Raw genomic sequence first — 4745 nt, 5'->3', positions numbered from 1 at the left:
CCCTGAAGCTGCGTGAGATTCACGACGGATTCAAGCTACCCCGCAGCGACTGGGCTGCCATTCGCTCTGAGCTTGAACTGACGTTTCAAGACCGCGTTCCAAACTACGTTCCGTGGGAAGGCCGCGCAGATAGTTAAGAAGAGCCGAAGGGTCGTACACGAAATTGCTTGCACACCCCCTTACCTCCGCTTTTACTCAGGTAAATCGACAACTCAGACCCCTTAGCTCCGCTTTTACCCGGGTAAATCGACAACTCAGACCCCTTACCTCCGCTTCTACTCAGGTAAATCGACAACTCAGACCCCTTAGCTCTGCTTTCGCTCCCATCCACACCATCGCTTCGTACGCCCCCCAACCCCCACACGAATCGCCCGACATCGCGAACCCCCGGCGCCCCACAACCACCCAACCACACAACCACCTAACCACAACCCGCATCCCCCCCAACCCGAGCGCATCCAGGGCGACGACTGGCAAGGAGCCAGGAGGAGCGTGTAGCAGCCGCTACCGCGACGACGCAGCGACACAGCCAGCGTCGGCCTGGGGCGCTCGGCAAGGAGCCAGGAGGAGCGTGTAGCAGGCCGCTACCGCGACGACGCAGCGACACAGCCAGCGTCGGCCTGGGGCGCTCGGCAAGGAGCCAGGAGGAGCGTGTAGCAGCCGCTACCGCGACGACGCAGCGACACAGCCAGCGTCGGCCTGGGGCGCTCGGGAGGTCGGGTGGGTGATTGGGTGGTTGAGGAAACTCCGAGGTTCGCGACGCTGGTCGATTCGTGCGAACCATCGGGGTGCACGCTCTCACGCCGAGCCCGCGCCCGTCCGCGAGGGCTAGAACGACGATCACCCGCATCGTTGCTGGACTTTGTCGGTCCCTCGGACGGTGATATTGCACGCAGAACACTGAACATCCTTTCAGGATTTATGATGGCGGAAGTGCTCTCGAACACCCAACTCGTCATTCCATGAAGCGCCCAGGTGTTCTCGAACCCTCAAACCCCTCATCGATGATCGGCATGAAGGTTCGCGAACCTTCAATCTCTTCATCCATGACGGGATGGGGGGTTCACGAGCACCTGATCTGATCATCCAGGACCACAACGAAGGCTCGCGAACCCTGAGTTCGATCATCGAGGGCGAAACTCCGGGCTCGCGAGCCTTCGACGCGATCATCCATGACCACACGGTCCCCCGATCGACCGCGATCCCTCACCATTGCTGGCTTTCGCCTGTCTCCCGGACAGTCACCACCAGCGAGTTCGAGCTCCAGATCGAGTTCGAGAACGAGTTCCAGATCGAAATCGAGCTCGCGTTCGAGATCGAGGCCGAGATCGCGTTCGAGGTCGAGATCGAGGTCGAGGTCGAGGCCGAGCTCGAGCCTATCGAAAAACGTAAACCCCGGCGGTTCTCACGAACCTCCCCACACCGCGAACCCCCGGCGCCCCACAACCACACAACCACACAACCACACAACCACAAAGCGCGAGCCCCCCAACACCCACACGAACCTCCCCACATCGCGAACCCCCGGAGCCCCACAACCACACAACCACACAGCCAGCGTCGTCCTGGAGCGCTCGGCACTTTCCTCTCGACACATCCCTTCCGATGCCCACCTTTAACCTCGCCAACGCACCACACCCATCACCCGGGGGGGAAGATGCCATCGATCATCGAAGCCTTTATCCGCACCGCCACCGATGCCCCAGACCACCCTGCGCTCGTCCTTGGCGAGTCGCATTGGAGCTACGGCGAGCTTCTCTCCGAGTTAAGTCGCATCGCCTGCGCCATCTTAAGCGCCGCGCCTCCCGAGGGCCTGGCCGTCATTGGCATCGCCGGCGAGTCCAGCTTGAGCGCCCATGCCGGCCTGCTGGGTGCGTGGGCGGCGGGCGCGGCCTACGCGCCGCTCAACCCCCATCACCCGCTCAACCGCCGTCTGGAGATCACCCGTCGCGCTCGCGTGCATACGCTCATCGTCGGCCCCGATGCGCTTGACGACCTCGACGCCTTTCTCACCCTGACCCATCGCCCGCTCACCCTCATCCTGCCGGAGCTGCCGCCCCAGACCACCCTGGTCGCCGCCCACCCCCGCCATCATTTCATGTTCGCAGGTGATCTTCCCCGGGCCCCCCTCCCGGAGGCCTGGCGATACACCGAGCCCGGGGCGTTGGCCTACCTGCTCTTTACCTCCGGCAGCACCGGGCAACCCAAGGGTGTGCCCATCACGCATGCCAACGCCGCTGCCTACCTGGAGCACGCCGCGCGGGCCTGGCCGCTCACCCCCGAAGACCGCGTCTCACGCACCTTCGATCTGACCTTCGACCTCTCCCTCCACGACCTGCTGACCACCTTCAGCGCCGGCGCCACCCTCTACCCCCTCACTCGCCGCGACCGCCTCTCTCCGGGGCGCTTTATCCTGAATCACCGCCTCACTCGTTTCTTCTGCGTGCCCACCCTGGCCGCGGCGATGGCCCGCCACGGGCAGCTCCGCGAGGGCGCGCTCGATAGCCTCACCACCGTGCTTTTCTGCGGCGAAGCGCTTCCCCTGGCCACCGCCCGAGCGTTTGCCCGGGCCGCACCCCGGGCAAACCTCTTCAACCTCTACGGTCCCACCGAAGCCACCATCGCCATCTGCGCCCACCCCCTGGACGCCGCCACGCTGGAGGGCACGGACGGCCTCGCTCCGCTCGGCCGGCCCTTCCCCGACCACGAGGCCGTCGTCGTCGACCCCACCGGCTCCCCGCTGCCTGCCGGCGAGCCCGGAGAGCTCTGGCTGCGCGGCCCCCAGGTCTTTCAGGGCTACTGGGAGGATGAGGAACGCACCGCCGCTGCCTTCGCCCACAACTCGGCCGACCCCACCCGCGCCTTTTACCGCACCGGCGACCGCGCCATCGCCGAGCCCGGCGGCCTCCTGCACTTCATCGGCCGCCTCGACGACCAGCTCAAACTGCGCGGCCACCGCGTCGAGCCGGCCGAGGTCGAGGCAGCGCTGGCCCGCGCACTCGGCCACCGCCAGCTTGCGAGCCTCCCCTGGCCGCCGCCTCCCGAGACCCCTGACCATCTCGTGGCCCTCTTTGCACACGATGGCGAGCTCACCCCCTCCGAGGAGCAGGCCCTGCGCCGCCGCCTCGAAGACGACCTCCCTCCGTATATGGTCCCCGAGCGTTTTGTGGCGCTTCCGACCCTGCCCATCAACGCCAACGGCAAGCTCGATCGCCGCGCCCTGGCCCTCTACCTCAAAACCCTGGAGCGCTGATATGGCCACCTACGCCCTCACCGATCTCCTGCGTGCCTTACGCACCCTGCACAAAGAGCCCCCTGGCCTGGTCTTTGTTCACAGCTCCCTCTTTCAGCTTGGCCTGCTTCAGGGGGCCACCCCGGCGGCCATCCCGGAGCTGATCTACGAGACGCTGCGCGAACATCTCGGCCCTCAGGCCACCATCGCCGTCCCCACCTTTAACTTTGGGTTCTGCCGCGGCGAGCTCTTTGACCGCACCTCTACGCCCTCGCGACAGATGGGGGCGCTCGCGGAGTTTGTACGCACGCTCCCCCACGCTCGCCGCTCGGCCCACCCGATGCAGTCCATCGCCGCGGTCGGCCCTCTGGCCGCCGCGCTGACCGCCCCTGACACCGCCGGCGCCTTTGAGCGCGGCGGCAGCTTCGACACCCTCATCGAATACGACGCCCGGATCCTCACCCTGGGCTGCGGCCTTGAGCCCGTCAGCCTGGTCCACTGGGCCGAGGAGCGCGTCGGCGTCCCCTACCGCGCCTGGAAGTCCTTTTGCGCCCCCTACCGCAGCGCCGGCGTCGCACGGATGCGCACCTACCGCATGTACGCCCGCGACCTCTCCCTGGGCCTGCAGGCCAACATCACCCCTCTCACCGCCGCGCTGACCCACAACCGCCAGCTTCACCACCATCGCCTCGGTGCCTCACAGCTCACCAGCGTCTCCAGCCGCGACTTCGTCAACACCGCCATCGCCCTCTTGGAGGCCAACCCCTGGGCACTCGTCACCCACAGCGGCACCGACGGCTCTCTTTCCCCCGGAGGCATCTGATGCAACCTCCTCAGGCTCGCCAGCTGATCCTCGAACTTCTCCACGCCCCCCTGACCCGGGCCGGGCATGCTCCCCACGATCATCTCGACCTTATCGACGCGGGCATCCTCGACTCCATCGCGTTTCTCGAACTCCTCAGCGCCCTCGAAGCACACAGCGGAACCCCGATCGACCTTCTCCAGGTCGACCCCGCCTCCCTCACCACCATCGCCTCCCTCGTCGCCCTCCTCAGCGCCCCCTGAAGGGATCTCGATGTCGTTTTCGACACGCCATCCACCACGCCCCCAAAGTCGAGAACGAGAACCAGATCGAGTTCGAGTTCGAGAACGAGATCGAGAACGAGATCGAGAACGAGATCGAGAACGAGAACGAGATCGAGATCGAGAACGAGATCGAGAACGAGAACGAGAACGAGAACGAGATCGAGAACGAGATCGAGAACGAGATCGAGAACGAGAACCAGATCGAGATCGAGTTCGAGATCGAGAACGAGATCGAGAACGAGATCGAGAACGAGAACCAGATCGAGAACCAGATCGAGATCGAGAACCAGATCGAGATCGAGATCGAGAACCAGATCGAGAACCAGATCGAGAACCAGATCGAGAACCAGATCGAGAACCAGATCGAGAACCAGATCGAGAACCAGATCGAGAACCAGATCGAGAACCAGATCGAGAACCAGATCGA

General features: G+C 64.8%; 4 protein-coding genes and 1 pseudogene. 4 read left to right on the top strand and 1 reads right to left on the bottom strand.

Features of this window, described 5'->3' with window-relative positions:
* The 4 genes and pseudogenes from EA187_RS21165 to EA187_RS21160 form a co-directional block, all read left to right on the top strand.
* Nucleotides 1–137: pseudogene (locus EA187_RS21165) on the top strand (IS256 family transposase); the annotation flags it as partial.
* Nucleotides 138–1657: 1520 nt separating this feature from the next.
* Nucleotides 1658–3253 carry an amino acid adenylation domain-containing protein gene (locus tag EA187_RS15105; protein ID WP_127780796.1) on the top strand — a complete coding sequence of 532 codons (1596 nt, stop codon included), beginning with the start codon at nt 1658–1660 and terminating at the stop codon, nt 3251–3253.
* A 1-nt stretch (nt 3254) separates the two neighbouring features.
* Nucleotides 3255–4055: an AAC(3) family N-acetyltransferase gene (locus tag EA187_RS15100; protein ID WP_164856305.1), complete on the top strand. Its 801-nt coding sequence runs from the start codon at nt 3255–3257 to the stop codon at nt 4053–4055.
* On the top strand, nt 4055–4297 hold the full coding sequence (locus EA187_RS21160; RefSeq protein WP_115605577.1) for a phosphopantetheine-binding protein: 243 nt from the start codon (nt 4055–4057) through the stop codon (nt 4295–4297). Before EA187_RS15100 ends, EA187_RS21160 begins: the two co-directional genes overlap by 1 nt.
* Here EA187_RS21160 and EA187_RS20670 read toward each other — a convergent pair.
* Nucleotides 4284–4745: hypothetical protein (locus EA187_RS20670; protein ID WP_206524394.1), on the bottom strand; the 462-nt coding region annotated here is incomplete at its 5' end. The genes EA187_RS21160 and EA187_RS20670 overlap by 14 nt on opposite strands.

The sequence above is a fragment of the Lujinxingia sediminis genome, assembly GCF_004005565.1.
GTDB lineage: Bacteria > Myxococcota_A > Bradymonadia > Bradymonadales > Bradymonadaceae > Lujinxingia > Lujinxingia sediminis.
Note: the sequence above shows the minus strand (reverse complement) of the source record. Positions and strands in the feature narration are given on the sequence as shown.

Excerpts from the sequence above, each read along its gene's own strand:
- EA187_RS21160 (WP_115605577.1), top strand. The coding sequence starts at position 4,055 with ATGCAACCTCCTCAGGCTCGCCAGCTGATCCTCGAACTTCTCCACGCC.
- EA187_RS15100 (WP_164856305.1), top strand. The coding sequence starts at position 3,255 with ATGGCCACCTACGCCCTCACCGATCTCCTGCGTGCCTTACGCACCCTG.
- EA187_RS15105 (WP_127780796.1), top strand. The coding sequence starts at position 1,658 with ATGCCATCGATCATCGAAGCCTTTATCCGCACCGCCACCGATGCCCCA.